The organism is Pseudomonas sp. PDM03 (genome assembly GCF_014852385.1).
Taxonomy (GTDB): Bacteria; Pseudomonadota; Gammaproteobacteria; order Pseudomonadales; family Pseudomonadaceae; genus Aquipseudomonas; species Aquipseudomonas migulae.
On record NZ_JACVBM010000022.1, the window covers coordinates 49,733 to 71,588 of the forward strand.

General features: G+C 60.0%; 20 protein-coding genes. 4 read left to right on the forward strand and 16 right to left on the reverse strand.

Annotation, left to right across the window (positions count from 1 at the left end):
- Positions 1-414: 414 nt before the first annotated feature.
- Together IB254_RS24850 and IB254_RS24855 are read left to right on the forward strand one after the other, a co-directional pair.
- The gene (locus IB254_RS24850; protein ID WP_192419972.1) at positions 415-1,104 is read left to right on the forward strand and encodes an energy-coupling factor ABC transporter permease; all 690 of its coding nucleotides are present in this window, start codon (positions 415-417) and stop codon (positions 1,102-1,104) included.
- Between the two features lie 64 nt (positions 1,105-1,168).
- The gene (locus IB254_RS24855) at positions 1,169-1,384 is read left to right on the forward strand and encodes a hypothetical protein (protein WP_008033212.1); all 216 of its coding nucleotides are present in this window, start codon (positions 1,169-1,171) and stop codon (positions 1,382-1,384) included.
- A gap of 8 nt (positions 1,385-1,392) precedes the next feature.
- Here IB254_RS24855 and yacG read toward each other — a convergent pair whose 3' ends face one another.
- The 5 genes from yacG to pilB are packed head-to-tail and all read right to left on the reverse strand — an operon-like array spanning position 1,393 to position 6,004.
- Positions 1,393-1,593 (reverse strand): DNA gyrase inhibitor YacG, encoded by a 201-nt coding sequence (yacG, locus tag IB254_RS24860; RefSeq protein WP_008033210.1) that lies wholly within the window; start codon positions 1,591-1,593, stop codon positions 1,393-1,395.
- Positions 1,590-2,213 (reverse strand): dephospho-CoA kinase, encoded by a 624-nt coding sequence (gene coaE / locus IB254_RS24865; protein WP_008033209.1) that lies wholly within the window; start codon positions 2,211-2,213, stop codon positions 1,590-1,592. The genes yacG and coaE overlap by 4 nt, the downstream gene beginning before the upstream one ends.
- Entirely contained in the window at positions 2,210-3,082 is an 873-nt protein-coding gene (locus IB254_RS24870) for a prepilin peptidase (RefSeq protein WP_192419974.1), read from the reverse strand. The genes coaE and IB254_RS24870 overlap by 4 nt, the downstream gene beginning before the upstream one ends.
- 1 nt (position 3,083) lies before the next feature.
- Complete coding sequence (locus IB254_RS24875; RefSeq protein WP_192419976.1) at positions 3,084-4,301, reverse strand: type II secretion system F family protein; 1,218 nt, start codon at positions 4,299-4,301, stop codon at positions 3,084-3,086.
- 2 nt (positions 4,302-4,303) lie between these two features.
- Complete coding sequence (gene pilB, locus IB254_RS24880; protein ID WP_192419978.1) at positions 4,304-6,004, reverse strand: type IV-A pilus assembly ATPase PilB; 1,701 nt, start codon at positions 6,002-6,004, stop codon at positions 4,304-4,306.
- A gap of 225 nt (positions 6,005-6,229) precedes the next feature.
- Between pilB and IB254_RS24885 the strand changes: the two genes are divergently transcribed.
- Both IB254_RS24885 and IB254_RS24890 read left to right on the forward strand, forming a co-directional pair.
- On the forward strand, positions 6,230-6,646 hold the full coding sequence (locus tag IB254_RS24885) for a pilin (RefSeq protein ID WP_192419980.1): 417 nt from the start codon (positions 6,230-6,232) through the stop codon (positions 6,644-6,646).
- Between the two features lie 330 nt (positions 6,647-6,976).
- The gene (locus IB254_RS24890) at positions 6,977-7,330 is read left to right on the forward strand and encodes a BON domain-containing protein (RefSeq protein ID WP_008042835.1); all 354 of its coding nucleotides are present in this window, start codon (positions 6,977-6,979) and stop codon (positions 7,328-7,330) included.
- A 269-nt stretch (positions 7,331-7,599) separates the two neighbouring features.
- On the opposite strand, the gene IB254_RS24895 is transcribed toward IB254_RS24890, so the two are convergent.
- From IB254_RS24895 to IB254_RS24945, 11 genes are all read right to left on the reverse strand, one after another.
- Complete coding sequence (locus IB254_RS24895) at positions 7,600-7,896, reverse strand: DUF2845 domain-containing protein (protein ID WP_192419982.1); 297 nt, start codon at positions 7,894-7,896, stop codon at positions 7,600-7,602.
- On the reverse strand, positions 7,896-10,841 hold the full coding sequence (locus IB254_RS24900) for a DUF748 domain-containing protein (protein ID WP_192419984.1): 2,946 nt from the start codon (positions 10,839-10,841) through the stop codon (positions 7,896-7,898). The genes IB254_RS24895 and IB254_RS24900 overlap by 1 nt, the downstream gene beginning before the upstream one ends.
- Before the next feature lie 93 nt (positions 10,842-10,934).
- Positions 10,935-11,951, reverse strand: coding sequence for a class I SAM-dependent rRNA methyltransferase (locus tag IB254_RS24905; RefSeq protein ID WP_008033195.1), 1,017 nt, complete (start codon positions 11,949-11,951; stop codon positions 10,935-10,937).
- A 157-nt stretch (positions 11,952-12,108) separates the two neighbouring features.
- Complete coding sequence (locus tag IB254_RS24910) at positions 12,109-12,981, reverse strand: oxygenase MpaB family protein (protein WP_192419986.1); 873 nt, start codon at positions 12,979-12,981, stop codon at positions 12,109-12,111.
- 177 nt (positions 12,982-13,158) lie between these two features.
- Complete coding sequence (acs, locus tag IB254_RS24915) at positions 13,159-15,096, reverse strand: acetate--CoA ligase (protein WP_192419988.1); 1,938 nt, start codon at positions 15,094-15,096, stop codon at positions 13,159-13,161.
- A 172-nt stretch (positions 15,097-15,268) separates the two neighbouring features.
- A complete protein-coding gene (gene pgi / locus IB254_RS24920; RefSeq protein ID WP_008033191.1) occupies positions 15,269-16,933 on the reverse strand; it encodes a glucose-6-phosphate isomerase in 1,665 nt (554 codons plus the stop codon).
- A gap of 220 nt (positions 16,934-17,153) precedes the next feature.
- The gene (panD, locus tag IB254_RS24925; RefSeq protein ID WP_003228271.1) at positions 17,154-17,534 is read right to left on the reverse strand and encodes an aspartate 1-decarboxylase; all 381 of its coding nucleotides are present in this window, start codon (positions 17,532-17,534) and stop codon (positions 17,154-17,156) included.
- 165 nt (positions 17,535-17,699) lie between these two features.
- On the reverse strand, positions 17,700-18,560 hold the full coding sequence (panC, locus tag IB254_RS24930; protein ID WP_192419990.1) for a pantoate--beta-alanine ligase: 861 nt from the start codon (positions 18,558-18,560) through the stop codon (positions 17,700-17,702).
- Positions 18,557-19,357 carry a 3-methyl-2-oxobutanoate hydroxymethyltransferase gene (gene panB / locus IB254_RS24935; protein WP_008033189.1) on the reverse strand — a complete coding sequence of 267 codons (801 nt, stop codon included), beginning with the start codon at positions 19,355-19,357 and terminating at the stop codon, positions 18,557-18,559. Before panB ends, panC begins: the two co-directional genes overlap by 4 nt.
- A gap of 366 nt (positions 19,358-19,723) precedes the next feature.
- Positions 19,724-20,209, reverse strand: coding sequence for a 2-amino-4-hydroxy-6-hydroxymethyldihydropteridine diphosphokinase (gene folK / locus IB254_RS24940; protein ID WP_192419991.1), 486 nt, complete (start codon positions 20,207-20,209; stop codon positions 19,724-19,726).
- Positions 20,210-20,212: 3 nt separating this feature from the next.
- The gene (locus tag IB254_RS24945; RefSeq protein WP_192419993.1) at positions 20,213-21,613 is read right to left on the reverse strand and encodes a polynucleotide adenylyltransferase PcnB; all 1,401 of its coding nucleotides are present in this window, start codon (positions 21,611-21,613) and stop codon (positions 20,213-20,215) included.
- Positions 21,614-21,856: the final 243 nt, after the last annotated feature.

Below are 21,856 nucleotides of genomic sequence, written 5' to 3' on the forward strand. Positions count from 1 at the left end.
TTCCTACAGGGGGCCTGCGTACGCTTTTGATTCCCACCACTCATCAGGCCGAGCGTTAGCTCGCCTTCAGCTCTTGATCTGAGCGCCCCCTCGAGAGGCCGAGCGCAGGTTCTGCGCAGTGGGCAACCCGGCATGGATGCCGGGTTAGCCGCCCCCGGCCATGGATGGCCGATGGCGGCGGGCCCACGGAGCAGGACCGGAGCGAGGGCATGCCGAGCCACAGCGAGGCACCGAACGAAAGGGGCAAGAGCGCTTGGTTACTTGGCGCTTTTCCAAGTAACCCGCTGTAAGAGCGGAACCAATAGCCGCCATCACCGAAAAAACGGATATGCCCCCCAACCAAAGACCAACCAAACACCGGTGTAAACTGATACCCCACCCTATTCCGGCAAAGACAAGGGAGCCCACCCAGCCATGATCGGTGCCGAGCTGCTGTCCCCCGAAACCCTCACCGTCGGCTGGCTGATCTACGTCCCGGCACTGATCTGGGCCATCGCACGTGCCCCGTGGGTTGAGCTGTTCAGCGACAGCCGCCGCCAACATCTGTTGTTCGGCACCGTGTTCGCGCTGTTCATGCTGTGGCTGGTACGCCGGGATTTCGACACCGGCGTGTCCTATCACTTCATCGGCTTGACCGCAGTAACCCTGCTCCTGGATTGGCCCTTGGCGATCGTCGGCGGACTGGTCGCACAAGCAGGCTTGGTAATGCTCGGACGCCAGGACCTCGCCGCCGTCGGCGTGAACGGCGCCTTGTTGATTCTGCTGCCCGTGCTGGTCACCGAGTGCTGCGCAATCCTGGTCGAGCGCGCGCAGCCGCGTAATCCATTCGTGTATATCTTCGTTTCCGGTTTCTTCGCAGCGGCGCTATCGGCCTTGCTGTGCCTGCTGCTGGCCCTATGGCTGCTGTGGTTCAACGAGCTTTTCGTCATGCCTTACTGGCTGGAAGATTTTGTCGGTTACTTGTGGCTGATCATCTTTCCCGAAGCCTTCATCAACGGCATGGTCGTCAGCGCACTGGTGGTGTTCAGCCCCGAATGGCTGGAGACATTCAACCGCACACGCTATCTTTCGGCGCCCTGGAAGGACGACGATCCGAAATCTTGATCCACATCAAATCCAAAAAACGTCGACGAATCCATGCTCCGAAAAACCTTCAGGAGCATCGAAAATGAGTGTCTACGAATGGGCAAGGCAGGAGTTGCGCCACAGTCTGGATGCAGCGCAGGAAGTCGGGTTTGATCCGGGGTTGAGCCTGCGCGCCCTGCTCAGCGCGGTGGTGCAGCAGAGCAAGGCCGTGCGCAGTGTCGAGGATCTGGCCGATGAGTTGCAGTTTCTCGCCGAGAACCTCGATGACGGTCAGGACTATGGCTTCATGCGGCCCTGAACCGTCACTTAGTGACGCGGGTCGAAATCGCCACTGAACAACTCGTCCTCGGCATCGGGTGCCACTGGAATCTTGTGCTCTTCCGATGCCCACGCCCCCAGGTCGATCAGTTTGCAGCGGTCCGAACAGAACGGCCGGAATGTGCTTTCCGGGGTCCATTCCACAGGGGCGCCGCAGGTTGGGCATTCGACGGTTGGGATCTGGCTCATGACTGGCCTCCACGCAATGTAAGGTAAAAGTGATGCAGGCGTTCGACCTCGCTGTGCAGCCAGGCGAGGTCGCGGTCGTTGACCACCACATCGTCGGCATGGCTCACGCGATCCTGGCGACTGGATTGCGCCTTGAGAATCGCCTGGACCTGTTGTTCGCTGGTCTGGTCACGCTGCAGGGTGCGTTCGATCTGTAGTTGTTCGGGCGCATCGATCACCAGCACTCGCTGGGTCATGGCGTACTGCCCGGACTCGATCAGCAACGGCGAAACCAGAATCGCGTAAGGCGATTGTGCCTTGCCCAGGTGATCGGCGATTTCCCTGGCGATCAGCGGATGCAAAAGCGCCTCGAGCCAGAGGCGTTGCTCAGGCACTTCGAAGATCAGTTTGCGCAACGCTGCGCGATCGAGTTGCCCGTCGGCTTGCAACACGCCGGGGCCAAAATGTTCGGCGATCTGTGCCAGCGCCGGGCGACCCGGCTCCACCACCCAGCGCGCCGCATGATCGGCATCGACCACGTGCACGCCCAGGTCGATGAAGTGCTGGGCGGCCGCGCTTTTGCCGCTGCCGATGCCGCCGGTCAGGCCGAGAATCCAGGGTTTATCCACAGGGGTATTCATTTCAAACCGACAAACTGCCAATAGAAGCCGGTTATTTGACCACCCCAGAGCAATGCAATCCAGCCGGCAATGGCCAGATAGGGACCGAAGGGGATCGGGGTCGAGGTTTTCGCATTGCGCAGGCTCAGCAAAATCATGCCGATAATCGCGCCCACCAGGGACGACAGCAGAATGGTCAGCGGCAAAATCTGCCAGCCGCCCCAGGCGCCCAGCATGGCCAACAGCTTGAAATCGCCGTGGCCGATGCCTTCCTTGCCGGTGATCAGCTTGAACAGCCAGAACACCGACCACAGCGCCATGTAGCCCGCAATTGCGCCCCACAGCGCCTCGTGCAACGGCACGAACAATCCGAAGCTGTTGACGACCAGTCCCAGCCACATCAGCGGTAGCACCAGCACATCCGGCAACAGTTGATGCTCGGCGTCGATCAGGCTCATGGCCAACAGGCCCCAGCTCAGGACCAGCACCATCCCGGCTTGCCAGCCGAAACCGAAGTGCCAGGCAATGAACGCCGACAGCAGGCCGCAGGCCAGTTCGGTCAACGGGTAGCGTTTGCTGATGGGGGCTGCGCAGCTTGAGCATCGTCCACGTAAAAACACATAACTGAGCAGCGGGATGTTTTCCCAGGCGCGAATTCGGTGCCCACAATGCGGGCACTCGGAGTGGGGCAGCATCAGGTTGTAGGTCGCCGGCGGTGTTTCGCCAGGCAAACCGAGAATGTCCCGGGCCTGCAATTGCCACTCACGCTCGAGCATTTTCGGCAGGCGCCAGATCACCACATTGAGGAAGCTGCCGACCAGCAAGCCGACCAGCAGTGCAATGACGACAAACGCCAACGGGTACACAGTCAGGATTTCGTTCAAGGGCATGTCAGATCGCATTGCCGAGTTGGAAAATGGGCAGGTACATCGCAACCACCAGGCCGCCGACGATAACACCCAGCACCACCATGATGAATGGCTCCATCAGGCTGGTGAGATTGTCGACCATATTGTCGACTTCCGCCTCATAGAAACTGGCGACCTTGTCGAGCATGTCGTCCAGTGCGCCGGACTCTTCGCCAATGGCCGTCATCTGGATCGCCATGTTCGGAAAGACGCCGGCGGTGCGCATGGAGAAATTCAGCTGCATCCCCGTCGAAACATCCTGCTTGATACGCAGCACCGCCCGCTTGAACACGATGTTGCCGGTCGCGCCCGCCACTGACTCCAGCGCCTCGACCAGCGGCACACCCGCGGCGAAAGTGGTCGACAGCGTACGGGCGTAACGGGCCACGGCGGACTTGTACATCAATGCGCCAATCAACGGCAGTTTCAGCAGCCAGGTGTCTGTCCGGTCCCGAAAGCCTTGCGATGTCTTGAAGGCGTGGCGCACACCGAATATCGCCGCGATCAGCGCGCCAAGCATCAGCCACCACCAATCCTGCATGAACTGCGACAGGCCGATTACCATCACCGTGAACGCCGGCAGTTGCGCACCAAAACCTTTGAACACCGACTCGAACTGCGGCACCACCTTGACCAGCAGAATCCCGGTGACGATGATCGCGACGACCACCACCGCCAGCGGATAAGTCATGGCTTTCTTGATCTTGGCCTTGAGGCTTTCGCTCTTTTCCTTGTAGGTCGCGACCCGCTCCAGCAGGGTGTCCAGCGCGCCGGCCTGTTCGCCGGCATCCACCAGATTGCAGTAGAGCTCATCAAAATACTGCGGCTTTTTGCGCAGGGCTGCCGCGAAGCTGTTACCCGCCGCGACTTCCTGTTTCACCTCGTCCACCAGTTTGCGCATGGCCGGGTTTTCGAAGCCTTCGCCGATGATGTCGAACGACTGCAACAGCGGTACGCCGGCTTTCATCATGGTCGCCATCTGCCGGGTGAACAGGGCAATGTCATGCGCCTTGATGCGTTGACCGAGGTTGAAAAGCGAGGCGGATTTCTTGCGCACCTTGCCGGGATTGATGCCTTGCTTGCGCAGTTGCGCCTTGATCAGCGCCGGGTTCTGACCGCTGAGTTCGCCGGCTATTTTTGTGCCTTTTTTGTCGGTGCCTTCCCAGGCGTACACACTGATTTTTGCTGCTTTGACCGCCATGTTCAGTCCTTGGTGACCCGGTTGATTTCTTCAAGGCTGGTGATGCCTTGCATGGCCTTGATCAGCCCGGAAGTACGCAGGTCGTTGAAGCCGTCCTTGCGCATCTGGATATCGATTTCCAGCGAATTGCCTTCGGCCATGATCAGCCGTTGCAGGCTTGCTGTGTTTTTCACCACTTCATAAATCCCCACGCGCCCCTTGTAGCCGCCGTTGCACTGATCGCAACCGACCGGCTCATAGATCGTGAATGCGCCAATCCGTTCCTCTGGGAAGCCTTCCTTGATCAATGCCTCGCGGGGAACATCGATGGGCTTCTTGCACTGGCTGCACAGTTTGCGCGCCAGGCGCTGGGCGATGATCAGGCTCACGGACGTCGCGATGTTGAACCCCTGAATGCCCATGTTGTGCAGGCGGGTCAGGGTTTCAGCGGCGCTGTTGGTGTGCAGGGTCGACAGCACCAGGTGCCCGGTCTGGGCGGCCTTGATGGCAATTTCGGCGGTTTCCAGGTCGCGGATCTCGCCGACCATGATCACGTCCGGGTCCTGCCGCAAAAATGAACGCAGCGCCTGGGCAAAACCCAGTCCTTGCTTGGCGTTGACGTTGACCTGGTTAATGCCTTCCATGTTGATCTCCACCGGGTCTTCGGCGGTGGAGATGTTGATGTCCACGGTGTTGAGAATGTTCAGGCCGGTGTAGAGCGACACTGTCTTGCCCGACCCCGTGGGGCCGGTCACCAGAATCATCCCCTGCGGCTGTTTCAGCGCGGCCATGTACAGGTCTTTCTGGTCAGGTTCGTAGCCGAGGGCGTCGATGCCCATTTGCGCGCTCGATGGATCAAGGATCCGGATCACCACTTTCTCGCCCCACAGGGTCGGCAGGGTGTTGACCCGGAAGTCGATGGACTTGCTCTTCGACAGGCGCATCTTGATCCGCCCGTCCTGGGGTTTGCGCCGCTCGGAGATGTCGAGGCTGGCCATGACTTTCAGGCGGGCGGCGATGCGGTTGGCCAGTTGAATCGGCGGCTTGGCGACTTCACGCAGCATGCCGTCGGTGCGCATCCGCACGCGGTAGGTTTTTTCGTAGGGCTCGAAATGCAGGTCGGAAGAGCCGCTCCTGATCGCGTCCAGCAGCATCTTGTGAACGAAGCGCACCACCGGCGCGTCGTCGGCATCCTGTCCGGCGATGGCGTCCTGTTGGTGGTCATCGACCGACTCGATGTCCAAGCCATCGAGGTCGACGTCGGCCATGTCTTCCAGTCCGCTGGCATGGCTGTCGAAGAACTTCTCGATGGCATCGCTGAGCTTGTCGTCCTCCACCAGGATGGCTTCGGTGTTCAGCCCGGTGCTGAACTGGATGTCGTTGATGGCCTGGTGATTGGTCGGGTCGGAAACCCCCACGAACAACTTGTTGCCACGCCGCCAGAGGGGCAGGGCGTGGTGCTGGCGAACCAGTTTCTCGCTGACCAGACCCTTGGGTTGGGTTTCCTTGTCCAGGCAATTGAGGTCGAGCAGCGCCATACCGAAATGCTCCGAGGCGATCTCGGCGACCTGGCGACTTTTCACCAGTTTGTTCTGCACCAGATAACTGACCAGGGAGATTTTATGACGTTGGGCTTGCTGATACGCCTGTTGCGCGTTTTGGTCGGTGAGCAGCTCGGCAAGCACCAATTGCTTGGCCAGACCGCTAAGGGCGATGTCATTCATGGGGATACCGGACACAGACAGTTCATGACTTATAGCCTAGTCAACCGGTGACGCCAAACCAGCGCTGCTCTGGTGACAAAAAGTGTCAGATAGTGCGGATCCTGAGGGCAGGACAAGGCCTTGCGCCGTTCTCGCGCCCCGCTAACAGGGGGCAACGGGCTTGGCATGGGCTGTGCTGATACTGGTTCAGATCATGAGATTTCGACTCATGCATGGAGCTTGTCTATGAGTACTCAGAAAGGGTTTACGCTTATCGAATTGTTGATCGTGGTGGCGATCATCGGGATTCTGGCGACGTTTGCGTTGCCGGCTTACTCGAAGTATCAGGCCCGGGCGAAAGTGACGGCGGGGTTGGCGGAGATTTCCGCGTTGAAGGTTTCGTTTGAAGATCTGATGAATGCCGGCACTGCAGAACCCACCACACTGACGGGCGCCGGCACGACGACGCAGAACTGTGCAATTGCTGTCACCGGCACGGTTGCCTCAGGCGCTGGCACCATTGTCTGCACCCTGCAAAAAGCACCGGCCCCTGTGGCAGGTAAAACCATCACGCTGACTCGCAGTGCCACTGCAGGCTGGTCATGCGCGACCGGCGTGACTGCCGATTACGCACCGCCTGGTTGCACAGCCTCTGCAACTTAATGCTGAAAACAGGTAGATAGAAGAATGCCCCATCGTCGGATGGGGCATTCTTTTTTGGGGGGAAACTCCAGGTTCGCTGTGTTTTTGGGTGAGATTTGGAAAACCTCACAAATTCATGGCCTTAGGCCCACGTTAAAACCTGCAACTTGCATGTAAGAGAATGTCGAAGTCATGCAATTTGCATGATTCCGAAAATCAGTCGATTTTTTAAGTTCATGATTTATAAGGGATTAATGGCTGTTTCAAAGTTGGCACAGCGTTCGCACTATACCCAGTAACCCTGCTGACAAGACACGCAGCAGACTTTATGAAAAAACAGGAGTTACTCGTATGAAGAAGTTCGCTATCGCTGCCGCTACTGCTACCGCGCTGACCCTGACCATGGCCAACGTTGCATTCGCTCAAACCCAGGCTACCCAAGCCCCAATGGTGCTGGCTGCCGGTGAAGTGACCAAGGCTAAAGAAGCCACTTCCGATACCTGGATCACCACCAAAGTCAAAGCTGACCTGGTGACCGAAAAAGGCATTCCTGGTACCGATATCAAGGTTGAAACCAACAAAGGTGTTGTTTCCCTGTCGTCCACCGTCGCGGTGACTGACGCTCAGAAAGCCACCGCCGTGGCCATCGCCAAGAAAATCAAAGGCGTCCAGGCGGTCTCCGCTGACGGCCTGAAAGCCGAGTAAGGCAAGACTTCTCGCCTGAACGGGAGAAGACGCGGTAGACGAGCCGAGTCATGCGTCTGCCGCAACTTGAGAGTTCATGCGACGGCCACAAGGAAGTGGCCATTACAGGCCCCGGACATTCGTGTCCGGGGCCTGTTCTATTTGCAGCAACGCAAAACAACTGTAGGAGCGAGCCTGCTCGCGATTGGGCCGTAACATTCAACATGTGTGCTGACTGTTACATCGCAATCGCGAGCAAGCTTGCTCCTACAGTTGGTTTTGCGCGTTACTTAATTTCCGCGCTTGCTGGTGATCTGCTTCAAACGATTGCCTTCAAACCGCAGGTATTGATACATCCCGCCGTTGGGCCCGTAGGTCCATTCCTCGACCTGGAATTCTTCCCGACGGTTGGCACTGCGCTTGTAGCCCAACAGGTCTCGACTGACCGGCTCACCGCATTTCTGCAGTACTTCGCTGGACCGGTCGCCGACGCTGACCAACTGACTGCCACAGCGCAGGGTATCGGCGGCCGAGGCCTGACTGGCCGCCATTGCCAGTGTCAGGCTGATCAGCAATCGCCTGATCATCACTCGGCATCCAGGTGCAACGGCGTTACCACCCGCCCGTCACTTTCGGCTTCGCCGAGGCTGGCATCGATGAAGTACACGCGCTCATCGGCCAACTGACCCTTGTCGACCAGATAATCCTTGATGCTGCTGGCGCGATCCTGGCCCAGCTGGCGCAAGAGCACGTCGCTGGTGCTCCAGAACTTGATCACGTCTGCGCGCATTTTTGCGGTGCGTTCTTCCTTGCCCAGGTCCTTCCATTCGGCGGGTGGCTGGGTTTTCAGGCGGGTGCGGTAGATGCCTTCCAGCAGCGGACCTTTCTCGCCGTCCGGTACTTGCAGCAACGAGGCCTGCGCCGGCACCTTGTCGCCACGACGCTGGAGCATTTTGTAGTAGTTGTACTGGTATTCCCGTTCCAGGCGTTGCTCGGCGATCAGCGGGCCATCGCTGCTGGCGGCAGCGGTGCCTTCGATCTCCAGGCGCAGGGCCGGACGTTCCTTGAGTGCATTGGACAGTTTGACCAGCGAACCCTCGGCGTCCTTGCTCAGATCGCTCGAGCCCGGCGCGAACGACACCGTACCCAGGTCCTCCGAACCACCACTGACCAGCCCGCCAATCATTTTGAACGGTGCGGCAGCAGCTTTGACGATCAGGTTGCGCAGGGTCTGCCAGACAATCGGCATGATGCTGAACTGCGGATTGTTGAGGTCGCCGCTCACTGGCAGCTCGATGGAAATCTTGCCGTCGACATCCTTGAGCAGGGCAATCGCCAGTTTCAGCGGCAGGCTGACAGCGTCGGGGCTGTCGACCTTTTCACCCAGTTGCAATTGCTCGACCACCACTTTGTTTTCAGCCTTGAGCTGGCCTTTGGTAATCAGGTAATGCAGGTCGAGGTTGAGTCGGCCCTTGCGGATACGGTAGCCGGCGAATTTGCCGGAGTAGGGCGTCAGCGTGGTCAGTTCCACCCGTTTGAAACTGGTGGCGATGTCGAGGCTGGCCATCGGGTCGAACGGGTTGACCGAACCTTTGATGGTGACCGGCGCGTAGCGATCGACCTTGCCCTTGATGTCGACGGTCGCCGGTTTCGCCTGACGGCTGTCAATGGTGCCGATCTGGCCGTTGAGCTGTTGCACGGCGGTGGCGAAGTTCGGGGTCAGGCTGAAGTCGGCGAAGTTGGCCGAGCCGTCATTGATGGCAATGCCGCCAATGTGAATGCCCAGCGGCTTGTCCTTGCTGACGGGTTTGGCCGCAGCGGTTTTGGCGCCGGAGTCGGGCGGTTGCGGGATCAGCAGGTCATCGATGTTGGTGGTGCGGTCATCGTTGATCATGAAACGCACGTAGGGCTGGAACAGGTTGACCTTGTCGATGGACAGGCTGTCGCCGTGCTGATAATTCAGGCCTTCGACCACCACCTGCTGCCACTTGAGAAAGTCGCGGGTTTTCAGGGTGTCGAGGGTGTGCAGCTGATCGATCTGCGCCCGTCCTGTGACGCTGAACGCCAACGGCTCGGTGCTTTTCAGGTTGACCGCCAGATCGCTGCCAAGCATGCCGCTGCGCAGTTCAAGGCGAATGAACGGGGTGATGTAGGACTGGGCGACCCGCAGGTCGATGTCCTTGGTCTGCACGTTGAGTCTGGCGCTGACCGGGGCCAGATTGACCTCACCCTCGGCGGTGATCTTGCCTTGTTTGCCCACTCCGGTGTCGAGCTTGAGGGTAAAAGGCGAGCCATTGAGGCTGTCGAAATTCTGCAGGTCCAGGTTCAGCGGGGTCAGGTCCAGCGTCACGGCGGGTTGCGTTTTGCGGTCAGCCAGGTGTACCTGGTAATCGCGCAACTGCACATCTTTCAACAGCACTTGCCAAGGTTTGCTTGGCGCGGCGGGTGTTTCCGGCGAATCGGCGGCCGCTGGCGTGCTGGCCGGTTCGGCTTTGGCCTTGGCGGCGGCCTTGGACGGTTGGCTGGCGAACAGCTTCTGCCAGTCGAGTTGCCCGTCGGCTTCCAGTGCTGCCCAGGTTTCCAGTTTGTTGCTGCGGATCTTGCCGACGACAACTTGTTGTTTGGCCAGATCAACCGTGGTGTCGGTGATGTCCAGTCGCGCGAGTTTCGCCAGCGGTCGACCGTCCGGAGCCTTGATGGCGAAGGGCGCCACGCTCACTGCGACGTTGTTCAGCAGCAGCTCGGTTTCCTTGGACAGGTTGAGTTTGTAATCGGTGCTCAGGTTCAGCACGCCGTTTTCCAGCACCAGCGGCAACGCGTCACGCACATAGGGCCAAAAGGTTTTCATCTGTCCGTCGGTGATTTTCAGCTTACCTTCGGAGGCGATCGGGATGAGGCTGAAGTTACCGGTCCAATCGATCTGCCCACCGTTCGGGCCGATGGCCACAAGGGTCATGTCGGCATTGTCATCGGGCAGAGTGCTGAGGTTGTTCAGCTCGAAATCGAGTTTGTCGTAGAGGAACTCGATGGCTTCGCTGGGACGGTCATCCTTGAAGTGCATGGCACCGTCGACCAGTTTGATCCGCTCTACGCGTAGCGGAAACGGTTTGGCGTCCGGGTCGGCCGGCGTCGGCTCGCTCGCCGGCAGTTTGAACAGACCAAGCAAGTTGAGTTTGCCGTCCTTGCCGAAAAGGATCTCGGTCTTCGGCTTGTCCAGTTCGATATCGGACAGGTGCAGCGCCTTGGTCCAGAGGCTGTCGATCTGCAGGTTGGCGTAAAGCCGTTCGAAACCGACCTGTTCCTTGCCCGGTTCGCCGATGATCAGGCCCCACAGGGTGACTTCAAGGCTGAACGGGTTGAGTTCGATTCGCTGAATAGTGGCGGGCGTCGTCGCGTAGTTGGCCAGTTGCTGGTTGGCCACCCGCAATGCGATGCCCGGTAAAATCAGAAACCCCAGCAGGCTGTAGAGGGCCAGAGCAGTCAACAAGGCGCCGATAGCGCGGATCAATCCTTTGGGCATGTGCGGCTTCATCTGTCTGAATCGGAGTGCCTTGGAGTATGGCACGCCAATCCGGTTCCGAAGTAATCGCTCAGCCCAGGATTTTTCAGATTTATCTCACGTGATTCAGAGCTGCAGGATCAGTGTTTTCAGCGGCGGTTGTTGATCCATGGACGGGAAATCGGCGCCCGGTTTCATCACCGTCCACTCGCGCACCGGGCGGCCGGCCTTCTCGGCGCAGCGCAAAACCTGTTCGCGCCAGTCGTCCATGCTGACTTTTGCCAGGTTGTTGCAGCAGATCAGCACGCCATTGTCGGCGGTGGTCAGCAGCGCGGGTTTGAGCAGGCTCTGATAGTCGCGCAGCAGGTCGACGGTGCCGAAAGCGCTCTTGGCCCAGGCCGGAGGGTCCAGCAAAACCAGATCGTATTGACGTTGTTCCAGGCGTTGATAGCTCGGCAGTTTCTGCCCGCGGCGCTGGCTGATGGGCAGGCCGGCGAGTTGGCGAATGGCCGGGAAATAATCGGACTGGATGAATTGCATGGTCGGCAACTGCGGATTGAGCAGGCCGTTTTCGCGGCCGACCGCCAGGTTGCCCTCGGCGAAGTCCAGGTTGCACACCTCGCTCGCGCCACCGGCCGCAGCGCTCAGGCCGACGCCGCAGGTGTAGGCAAACAGGTTCAACACGCTTTTGTTCTTGCTGTGATCCTTGACCCAGCCGCGGGTGTTGCGCAGGTCGAGAAACAGCAGAGGATCCTGGCCGGCGTGGCGGCCGCGAACCCGGTAATTCAGGCCCCATTCGTGACCGACCAAGTCTTGCAGGGCGGCTTCGTCGGCGCGGTAGACCGTGTCTTCACGGTCGATGCGCGAGTTGCCCCGGGAGCGGTCGTTGTAGACCAGCAGGGTATCGAGGCCCAGATGTTGGTTGATCGTTTCATGCACTTGCAGCAGGGCGTCGCGCTCCAGCGCCTGATGAAAGCTCTGCACCAACAGCTGCGGGCCGTAGCGGTCGATGGTCAGGCCGCCGGCGCCTTCCTGGCTGCCGTGGAACAGGCGATAGCAATCGGTGCCTTGCTGATGCAGTTCGGCAAGCAGGTCCTGGCGATGTTCGAGGGCGGCGCACAGCGCCTGATTCAAGGAAGACATGCTGGGCGCCTTGCAGGGGAGGGAATTTGGCGCGGGAGTTTAACAGCTTGAGCGGAACCTGTAGGAGCCGGCTTGCTGGCGATGGGCGCAATACGGTTCATCCTGACGAACCGCGTTATCGTTCATCGCCAGCAAGCCGGCTCCTACAGAGAGGGAGTCAGGTCAATAATCCCATCCGTCGCTTGGCCCGATGCACCGAGCCGTTACGCACGGCCCAGCGCAGCATCGGTGCGCTGCGGTTGACGCTGGCGCGGATCAGTTTGCGTTGCAGGGCACTTTGGCGCACGCCGAGCATGTCGCTGGCCCAATCCGGCAGCAGGTCAATGCCTGCCTGCATCATCAACCCACCGAACGGCTTGGCCAGACGGCTCGGGGAGGGTGCGTTCAACAACAGTCGCAACACCTCGCGACTGCGCTCGTCGCACAGCAATTGCGGACGAATGCGTTCAAGGTATTCGGCCGTTTCCTGTCGCGAGCGCGGTACGTCCCGCGCGCCCAGGCGTTCGGCGACCAAGGCGATTTCATCGTAGTAACGGTCCTGATCGGCCAGTGAAAGGTGTGGGTTGCGATAACGCAAATGCGCCGCGAGGAAGTTGCTGACTTCGGCCACGTGCACCCAGGTGAGCAGGTCTGGATCACTGGCGGCGTAAGGCCGGCCATCCGGCGCGGTGCCAGTCACTTGCAGATGGATGGTGCGGACTTTCTCGATCAGCCAGTCGGCATCTTTACGCGAGCCGAAGGTGGTGCCGGAAATGAACTGCCCGGTGCGGCGCAGGCGACCGAGCATGTCCTCGCGAAAGTTCGAATGGTCCCAGACCCCGGCCAGCGCCAAGGGGTGCAGGGCTTGCAGCATCAACGCGCTGATGCCGCCGATGAGCATGCTGCTGAAGTCGCCGTGGACTTGCCAACTGACCGAATCAGGGCCGAACAGGCCGGGATCACCCTTGGGGTTTTCCAGGTCGAGCTTGCCGAGGGACAGGCCGGTGAGGCTCATGACCTGGGTTTCGATGCGGCTGCGGATGAATTCCATGGAGACTCAGTGGCGAAAAAAGGGAAGCGCTAATGTCCCCTGTAGGAGCCGGCTTGCTGCGGGCGGCGTTCCGACGATAGCGGTGTGTCATTCAACATTTTTGTCGATTGATACGCCGCAATCGTCGGAACGCCGCCCGCAGCAAGCCGGCTCCTACAAGGGCAAGGCGTGCACACGTTACTGGTTCAAGCGTTTATCCACCAGATCCTGAACCACGCTCGGATCAGCCAACGTCGAGGTGTCGCCCAGGCTGTCCAGCTCATTGCAGGCGATCTTGCGCAGAATCCGTCGCATGATCTTGCCCGAACGGGTTTTCGGCAAGGCCGGAGCCCACTGGATCAGGTCCGGTTTGGCGAAGCTGCCGATTTCCTTGCTGACGTGGGCCAGCAGTTCCTTCTTCAGTTCATCGGTGGGATCGGTGCCGTTCATGGGCGTGACAAAGGCATAAATACCCTGGCCCTTGACGTCGTGAGGGTAACCGACCACCGCCGCTTCGGCGATGCTGTCGTGCAGCACCAGGGCGCTTTCCACTTCGGCGGTGCCGATGCGGTGGCCGGAAACGTTGATCACGTCGTCAATGCGCCCGGTGATCCAGTAGTCGCCGTCCTCGTCGCGCCGCGCGCCGTCGCCGGTGAAATAGTAGCCAGGGTAGGGCTTGAAATAGGTGTCAACCATCCGTTGCGGATCGCCGTAGACACTGCGGATCTGCGCCGGCCAGCTGGATTTGATCGCCAGCACGCCGCTGCCGGCGCCTTTGATTTCCTTGCCCACTTCGTCGAGCAACACCGGCTGCACACCGAACATCGGTTGCGTGGCGCAGCCGGGTTTGATCCGCTGCGCGCTCACCAGCGGGCTGAGCATGATGCCGCCGGTTTCGGTCTGCCACCAGGTATCGACGATTGGGCAACGCTGTTCGCCGACGACGTTGAAATACCAATCCCACGCTTCGGGGTTGATCGGCTCACCGACGCTGCCGAGTAATCTGAGGCTCGCGCGGGACGTTTCCTTCAGCGGTTCGGGGCCTTCGCGCATCAGCGAGCGCAGGGCGGTGGGGGCGGTGTAGAAGATGTTCACGTGGTGCTTGTCGATCACCTGCCAGAAGCGCGAGCTGCTCGGGTAGCTCGGCACACCTTCGAAGATCAGCGTGGTCGCGCCGTTGGCCAGCGGGCCGTAGACGATGTAACTGTGGCCGGTGACCCAGCCGACATCGGCGGTGCACCAGAAGACTTCGTTGTCGCGGTAGTCGAGCACGTATTTGAACGTCATCGCTGCTTGCAGCAGGTAACCGCCGGTGGTGTGCAACACTCCTTTGGGTTTGCCGGTGCTGCCGGAGGTGTAGAGGATGAACAGCGGGTCTTCGGCGTCCATGGGTTCTGGCGGGCAATTGTCGTCGACGTCGCGCAGGGCCTGGTGATACCAGAGGTCGCGGCCTTCGACCCAGTCGACATCGCCCTGGGTGCGCTCGACCACGATCACGGTGCTGACGTTCGGGCAACTTTTCAGCGCCTGGTCGACTTTCTGCTTGAGCTGTACGAATTTGCCGCCGCGCACGCCTTCATCGGCGGTGATCACGGTGCGGCAGTCGGCATCGAGAATGCGGTCGCGCACCGAGTCCGGGGAGAAACCGCCAAACACCACCGAGTGCACCGCACCGATTCGCGTGCAGGCGAGCATGGCGTAGGCGGCTTCGGGGATCATCGGCATGTAAATGCACACGCGGTCACCTTTCTTCACGCCACGGCTTTTGAGCACATTGGCCAGGCGGCAGACGTTGTGATGCAGTTTTTTGTAAGTGATCTGGGCCGATTCGGCGGGGTCATCGCCTTCCCAGATGATTGCGATCTGATCGCCGCGTTTTTCCAGGTGGCGGTCGATGCAGTTGTAGCTGACGTTTAATTTTCCGCCGGCAAACCAGCTGGCTTCGCCGGTTTTCAGGTCATAGCGCTGGACGGTTTTCCACGGCGCGCTCCAGTCGAGGAAGCGTGTGGCCTGCTCAGCCCAGAAGGTGCTGGGGTGTTCGATGGATTGACGGTACAGGCGCTTGTAGTCGTCTTGACTGAGGTGTGCGGCCCGGCGGACGGCATCGGCTTTGGGGAACGTGCTGATATCGAACATGACGGTTCCTTCTTCTTGTTTTTGCGACAAGAGGGGAGCTACGCGACCCTCGTAGGAGCCAGCTTGCTGGCGATAGCGGCGCATCAGTCAACAATTTCGTCGACTGAAACACCGCCATCGCCAGCAAGCCGCCTCCTACAAGGTTAGTACCGTCTGTAGGAGTGGCGTCAGATTAACCGCGGTGACGACCGCGGAAGTAGTTGATCAGCCCTTGGGTAGAAGCATCGTCAGCCGGTGTTTCTTCGCTGCCGACCAGACGGTTGTAGACGCCTTTGCCCAGCTCTTTGCCCAGCTCCACGCCCCACTGGTCGAAGGCGTTGATGCCCCAGATCACGCTTTGCACGAAGACTTTGTGTTCGTACATCGCCACCAGTGCGCCGAGACGACGCGGGCTGATGCGTTCGACCACCAGAGTGTTGCTCGGACGGTTGCCCGGGATCACCTTGTGCGGCGCGAGTTTCTGCACGTCGGCTTCGGCCATGCCTTTGTCACGCAGCTCGGATTCGGCCTCGGCGCGGGTCTTGCCGAGCATCAGTGCCTGGCTTTGCGACAAGCAGTTGGCGTACAGCCACTGGTGGTGATCGGAGACCGGGTTGAAGCTGACGATCGGCACAATGAAGTCGGCCGGGATCAATTGGGTGCCTTGGTGCAGCAACTGGTGATACGCGTGCTGACCGTTGCAACCCACGCCACCCCAGATCACCGGACCGGTATCAGTGGACACCGGCGTGCCGTCCTGGCGCACGCTCTTGCCGTTGGATTCCATGTCCAGCTGTTGCAAGTGTTTGGTGATGTTACGCAGGTAGTGGTCGTACGGCAGGATCGCGTGGCTCTGCGCGCCCCAGAAGTTGCCGTACCAGACACCGAGCAACGCCAGCAGCACCGGCATGTTTTGTTCGAATGGCGCGCTCTGGAAATGCTGGTCCATGGTGTAGGCACCGGACAGCAGTTCCTTGAAGTTCGACATGCCGATGGCCAGGGCAATCGGCAAACCGATGGCCGACCACAGCGAATAACGGCCGCCGACCCAATCCCACATCGGGAAGATGTTTTCTTCGCGGATACCGAACGCCACGGCGGCGGCATTGTTGCTCGAGACCGCGATGAAGTGACGATACAGCTCGGCTTCCGAACCACCCTGAGCCAGGTACCAGGCGCGAGCGGCCTGGGCGTTTTTCAGGGTTTCGAGGGTGTTGAAGGACTTCGACGAGACGATAAACAGCGTGGTCTCGGCGCGCAGCTTCATGGTCAGTTCATGAAGCTCGGTGCCGTCGATGTTCGCCAGGTAATGGCAGCGCACGCCTTTCTGGGCGTAGGACAGCAGCGCTTCGGAAACCAGCTCTGGGCCGAGGAACGAGCCACCGATGCCGATGTTCACCACGTCGGTGATCGGCTTCTCGGTGTAACCGCGCCACAGACCGTCGTGGATACGGCCCACGAGGTCGGTGATCTTGTTCAAGACCTTGTGTACTTCCGGCATCACGTTGACGCCGTTGACCGACAGCTTCTCGCCCACTGGGCGGCGCAGCGCGGTGTGCAGGGCCGGGCGTCCTTCGGAAGAGTTGACGATTTCGCCTTCGAACAGCGCCTTGATCGCGCCCTTGAGGTCGACTTCATTGGCCAGGCCCACCAGCAGATTGCGGGTCTCGGCGTTGATCAGGTTCTTCGAGTAGTCGAGAAACAGGCCGCAGCTGCTGAGGGTGAATTGGGTAAAGCGCTGCGGATCGGCATTGAAGGCTTCGCGCATGCTGAAATCCTGCATGGCTTGGCGGTGGTCATTCAGCGCCTGCCAGGCGGGCAGAGCGGTCACGTCTTGAGGAGTGCGGTAGTACGCCATCGCTGCGGGTTTCCTTTTTACTTGAACGGCCTTTTGAACACTAAAAATCCCGGAGCGCTGTGGGTGGGCGTCCGGTCAACTGCGTCGACACGATTTCATGGCACAGGGCGAATACAGTAAACCTCGCGCTGCGATCTGTCTTGACTTTGTCTGACCCGTTCCCGGTACTTTTTTGTACATGAAGCAGGGAACGGTCCGACAAACGGAAGAGAAGGTTCGGTCAGGCGACCTGAACCGGAATGGCATTGCTGGTGTGGCTCAGCTCGTTACCCGGTGCCATGTAGAGCATGCGCGGCTTGAAGTTGAGCAGCTCGGCTTCGCTGTAGTGAGCGTAAGCACAGATGATCACACGGTCACCGACCTTGGCCTTGTGGGCGGCGGCGCCATTGACCGAGATCATGCGCGAGCCTTCTTCGCCACGAATGGCGTAGGTGGTGAAGCGTTCGCCGTTGTCGACGTTGTAGATCTGGATCTGTTCGTATTCACGGATGCCGGACAAGTCCAGCCATTCGCCGTCAATGGCGCAAGAACCTTCGTAATCGAGTACTGCGTGGGTGACTTCGGCGCGATGCAGCTTGGCCTTGAGCATGATGGCGTGCATGAGTGTTTTCCCAGGTCGGAATCGAACGGCGGGCAGTTTGCCCGAAGCGATTGTGGGCAGCAATACAGCGGGCGCGGGTAATGCAGCCCCTGTAGGAGCCGGCTTGCTGGCGATGGCGATTTTGAGGACGCCATCGCCAGCAAGCCGGCTCCTACATGTGGGACTTCAGGTAGGCGTGTCGAGGTTCAGGTGCAGGTTGTCGATCAACCGCGTGGTGCCGAGGAACGCTGCCACCAGAATCACCAGGTCCCGATCTTCCGCCGTCGCCGGGCGCAAGGTCAGTGCATGGCGGATTTCCAGGTAGTCGGTACGCAAACCCGCAGCTTCAAGCTGTTTGGTCTGTGCGGCGATCAACGCCGGATAATCGCGCTCACCCTGTTTAATGGCATCAGCAATCGAGGTCAGCGTGCGATACACAACCGGCGCCACGGCCCGCTGTTCTTCGCTGAGAAAGCCGTTGCGCGATGACAATGCCAGCCCATCGGCCGCACGGACCGTCGGCTCGCCGATGATCTGGATCGGCATGTTCAGGTCATGCACCAGCGCGCGAATCACGGCCAGTTGCTGGAAATCTTTCTGGCCAAAGATCGCCAGGTCTGGCTGGACCATGTTGAACAGTTTGCTGACTACCGTCGCCACACCTTCGAAATGCCCCGGACGGCTGGCGCCGCACAGGCCTTCGGACAGTTGTGGAACGCTGACGCGGGTCTGGCCGGTCATGCCGTCGGGGTACATTTCTTCTACGGCGGGCGCGAACAACAAGTGGCAACCGGCCTCGAGCAGTTGTTCCTGGTCCGCTGCCAGGGTGCGCGGGTACTTGTCGAGGTCTTCGCCGGCGCCGAATTGCAGCGGGTTGACGAAAATACTCGCGACCACGAAGTCCGCCCGCTGGGAGGCCTTGGTAATCAGCGCGATATGACCGCTGTGCAGGTTGCCCATGGTCGGTACGAAGGCGATGCGCTTGCCTTCACTGCGGGCGCGGGCCACGGCGGCCCGCAATTCGCGTACGGTTTTTACGGTGTTCATGCAGAGAATCCGTGTTCGATACCAGGGAAAGTCGCCGCTTTGACTTCAGTGACATAAGCGCTCAGGGCCGCGTGAATGCTGGTTTGGCCGTTCATGAAGTTCTTCACGAACTTTGGCACTCGGCCAGTGATCGACAGGCCAAGCATGTCGTGCAGCACCAGGACCTGGCCGTCGGTACCGCTGCCGGCGCCGATGCCGATCACCGGAATCCCCACTGCCTGGGTGATTTCCTGAGCCAGTTCACTCGGCACGCATTCGAGCAGCAGCATGGCGGCACCGGCCTGTTCCAGGGCGATGGCGTCGGCGCGCATCTGCCGTGCCTGGTTCTCGCTACGGCCCTGGACTTTGTAACCGCCCAGAATGTTCACCGATTGCGGCGTCAGGCCCATGTGCGCGCACACCGGGATGCCGCGCTCGGCCAGCAGACGGATCGAGTCCGCCAGCCACAGCGCACCTTCGACCTTGACCATGTGTGCACCGGCCTGCATCAACTGGGCGCTGTTGGTCATGGTTTGTTCGATAGTGGCGTAGGCCATGAAGGGCAGGTCGGCGAGGATAAACGCGTCGGTGTTACCGCGTTTTACGGCGGCGACGTGGTAAGCCATCTCGGCGGTGGTCACCGGCAGGGTGCTGTCGTGACCTTGCAGAACCATGCCGAGGGAGTCGCCCACCAGCAGCACTTCGACGCCGGCTTCATTGCAGGCGTGGGCGAAGGTCGCGTCATAGCAGGTCAGCATGGTGATTTTTTCACCTTTTTGCTTGAGACCTTGCAGAGTGGTCAGGGTGATGGCTGGCATGAAAAGTTCCTCATTCAGGCGCTGTGGAAACTACTGCGAGTAACGCGCGTGATTCTTCGTTAAATACAGGCGCACGGTCTGTTGTCGTGCTTTTAAGGCCTGGATTGCGCCCTTTAACGCCGTGTTGGCGGCAGCGGGACGCCTATAGTCGTGAGGAGAACTCGGGAAGTCAATTGCGTGTGTTACCGCATTGTTACGCGTGGGGTGTTACCGAAGTAACTGATGCGATTCAGCACCTGCAGATCTTATGTACAACACAAATCCCTGTGGGAGCGAGCCTGCTCGCGATAGCGGTGGATCAGTCGGCATCAATGCTGAATGACACACCGCTATCGCGAGCAGGCTCGCTCCCACAGGGGATGTGCGTTAATTTGGGGGGAGGCGTTCCAACCCGACGAACGGGCAGGCCTGAAGCAGTTCGGCCAAGGTACGGCCATCGGCCAAACGCAAATCCACCGGCGCCAATTCGGCCAGCGGGTACAGAACGAACGCGCGTTCCTGCATATGGTAGTGGGGCACTTTGAGGCGTGGCTCGTCGATCAGCCGATCACCGAACAGCACGATGTCGAGATCAAGCGTGCGTGGCCCCCAGCGCTCAAGACGTTCGCGGCCCTGTCCGTTCTCGATGGCTTGCAGCGCATCGAGCAGCTCCAGCGGGGCAAGTGTGCTGTCGAGGGCGGCCACTGCGTTGGTGTAACGCGGTTGGCCGGGCAGCAGCGAGTCGCTCTGGTAAAACCCGGAAACCCCGACCAGTTCAGTCTGCGGCAATCGCGCCAGCGCTTCGACGGCGCTGCGCAATTGTTCGGCGGGGTCAGCCAGGTTGCTGCCCATGCCGATGTAGATGCGTTCCATCGATTACTCGCCCGTAGCGCTCGGTGCGCCGGCAGCACGTTTGCGCTTGGCACCGCCGCTGCGGCGACGTTTGCGTGGTGCGCCAGTGCCGTCTTCCTTGCCGCTGAGGTCGCGGATCATGTCGCGACGTTCGCTGTCGTTGGCGTCCTGATAATCCGTCCACCATTCGCCCAGGCCATCGGTCTGTTCGCCAGCGCTTTCGCGCAGCAGCAGGAAGTCGTAACCGGCGCGGAAACGCGGGTTGTCCAGCAGCAGGTCGGCGCGTTTGCCGCTGCGGCGCGGCAGGCGTTCCTGCATGTCCCAGATCTCGCGGATCGGCATGGTGAAGCGTTTTGGAATCGCGATCCGCTGGCACTGTTCGGCAATCAGCTCGTGCGCCGCTTCCTGCATCGCCGGAATCGGCGGCATGCCACGTTCCTGCAAGCGCAGTACGCGAGCCGGCAGGGCAGGCCACAGCAGGGCTGCAAACAGGAACGCCGGGGTCACCGGTTTGTTCTGCTTGATGCGCAGGTCGGTGTTGATCAGCGCTTCGCTGATCAGGGTGTGGGTGTACGTCGGGTTGTATTCCAGCGCCTCGGCACTGGCCGGGAACAGCGGATCGAACAGCTGCAGGTCGACCAGCATCTCGAAGGTGTCCGCGGCGTGGCCGGAGAGGAACAGCTTGAGCACTTCTTCGAACAGACGGGCCGACGGGATCTCGCGCAGCATCGGTGCCAGGTCGCGGATCGGCAGGGCGCTGTGTTTTTCGATGCCGAAATTCAGCTTGGCGGCGAAACGCACGGCGCGCAGCATCCGCACCGGGTCTTCCTGGTAGCGTTGTTTCGGATCGCCGATCAAACGGATCAGGTGGTTGCGGATGTCGTGTACGCCGTTGGCGTAGTCGAGGATGCGCTCGCTGACCGGATCGTAATACAGGGCGTTGATGGTGAAGTCGCGGCGTTGCGCGTCCTCTTCCAGCGTGCCGTAGACGTTATCGCGCAGAATGCGCCCGCTCTCGTTGCGGGAAGACTGGTTGCTGTCTTCCTCTTCATCGTTTTGCGGGTGATTGGCGCGGAAGGTCGCGACTTCAATGATTTCGCGGCCAAAGTGGATATGCACCAGTTTGAAGCGGCGGCCGATGATCCGCGCATTGCGGAATTCGGCGCGCACCTGTTCAGGGGTGGCACTGGTGGCGACGTCAAAGTCTTTCGGTGTGATGCCGAGCATCATGTCACGCACACAACCGCCGACCAGGTAGGCCTGGTAACCGGCGTTCTGCAGGCGTTCGACGATATTCACCGCGTAACGGCTGAATTGTGCCTTTTGCAGCGAGTGTTGGCCGCTGTTAAGCACTTCAGGCGTGCTGCGGATGTGTTGCGTATGACGCTTGGGAGAACGGAATGACTGGAACAGCTTCTTCAGCATGGGATGCACTGTTTGAAGGAATGTTCGGCCAAAACGAAGAATGACCGCATGATGGGCGGGGATTCTAGCATTTAGTCGGGGGATGGTGTAGGAAGCTGCGCAAGCGCTTGAAGGGCGTGTCTGGCACGGGCGTAAACGCCAGAAACTACAAGGGGAGCCGAAGCTCCCCAAGAAGTAGTTGCATGTTCTATTTTTGTTATTGGTTTCGGGCTTCTTGTTTTTGTTGAGTGCCCGCGTCATGAA